The organism is Paenibacillus lautus (assembly GCF_050482385.1).
Lineage (GTDB): Bacteria > Bacillota > Bacilli > Paenibacillales > Paenibacillaceae > Paenibacillus_AQ > Paenibacillus_AQ lautus_B.
On sequence record NZ_JBCNHV010000025.1, the window covers coordinates 1 to 1,536 of the forward strand.

Annotated in this window: 1 rRNA gene; it reads left to right on the top strand. The window is 54.6% G+C overall.

Features of this window, described 5'->3' with window-relative positions:
- Positions 1-1,536 (top strand): 23S ribosomal RNA (locus ABEW73_RS27700); the annotation flags it as partial.

The window sequence follows — 1,536 nt, forward strand, 5'->3', positions numbered from 1 at the left end:
AAGTGAGAATGCCGGTATGAGTAACGAAAAGATCAGTGAGAATCTGATCCGCCGAAAGCCCAAGGTTTCCTGAGGAAGGCTCGTCCGCTCAGGGTAAGTCGGGACCTAAGGTGAGGCCGAAAGGCGTAATCGAAGGACAACAGGTTGAAATTCCTGTACCACCGTAAACCGTTATGAACGATGGGGTGACGCAGGAGGGTAGTGACGCGGACTGATGGATGTCCGTCCAAGCAGTGAGGCTGATGTGTAGGCAAATCCGCACATCGTAAGGCTGGGCTGTGATGGGGAGTGAAAATTATAGTAGCGAAGGTCATGATCTCACACTGCCAAGAAAAGCCTCTAGTCAGGTGAAGGTGCCCGTACCGCAAACCGACACAGGTAGGCGAGAAGAGAATTCTAAGGCGCGCGGAAGAACTCTCGTTAAGGAACTCGGCAAAATGACCCCGTAACTTCGGGAGAAGGGGTGCCTCGGTAGGGTGAATAGCCCGAGGGGGCCGCAGTGAAAAGGCCCAAGCGACTGTTTAGCAAAAACACAGGTCTGTGCGAAGCCGTAAGGCGAAGTATACGGGCTGACGCCTGCCCGGTGCTGGAAGGTTAAGGGGAGCGGTTAGGAGCAATCCGAAGCTGTGAACCGAAGCCCCAGTAAACGGCGGCCGTAACTATAACGGTCCTAAGGTAGCGAAATTCCTTGTCAGGTAAATTCTGACCCGCACGAATGGCGTAACGACTTGGGCGCTGTCTCAACGAGAGATCCGGTGAAATTTTAATACCTGTGAAGATGCAGGTTACCCGCGACAAGACGGAAAGACCCCATGGAGCTTTACTGCAGCTTGATATTGGATTTGGGTACGATCTGTACAGGATAGGTGGGAGCCTTTGAAGCATGAGCGCCAGCTTGTGTGGAGGCGACGTTGGGATACCACCCTGATCGTATCTAGGTTCTAACCTGGTACCGTCATCCGGTGCGGGGACAGTGTCAGGCGGGCAGTTTGACTGGGGCGGTCGCCTCCTAAAGAGTAACGGAGGCGCCCCAAGGTTCCCTCAGAATGGTTGGAAATCATTCGAAGAGTGCAAAGGCATAAGGGAGCTTGACTGCGAGACCTACAAGTCGAGCAGGGACGAAAGTCGGGCTTAGTGATCCGGTGGTACCGCATGGAAGGGCCATCGCTCAACGGATAAAAGCTACCCTGGGGATAACAGGCTTATCTCCCCCAAGAGTCCACATCGACGGGGAGGTTTGGCACCTCGATGTCGGCTCATCGCATCCTGGGGCTGAAGTAGGTCCCAAGGGTTGGGCTGTTCGCCCATTAAAGCGGTACGCGAGCTGGGTTCAGAACGTCGTGAGACAGTTCGGTCCCTATCTGTCGTGGGCGTAGGAAATTTGAGAGGAGCTGTCCTTAGTACGAGAGGACCGGGATGGACGTACCGCTGGTGCACCAGTTGTTCCGCCAGGAGCATGGCTGGGTAGCTACGTACGGAAGGGATAAGCGCTGAAAGCATCTAAGCGTGAAGCCCCCCTCAAGATGAGATTTCCCA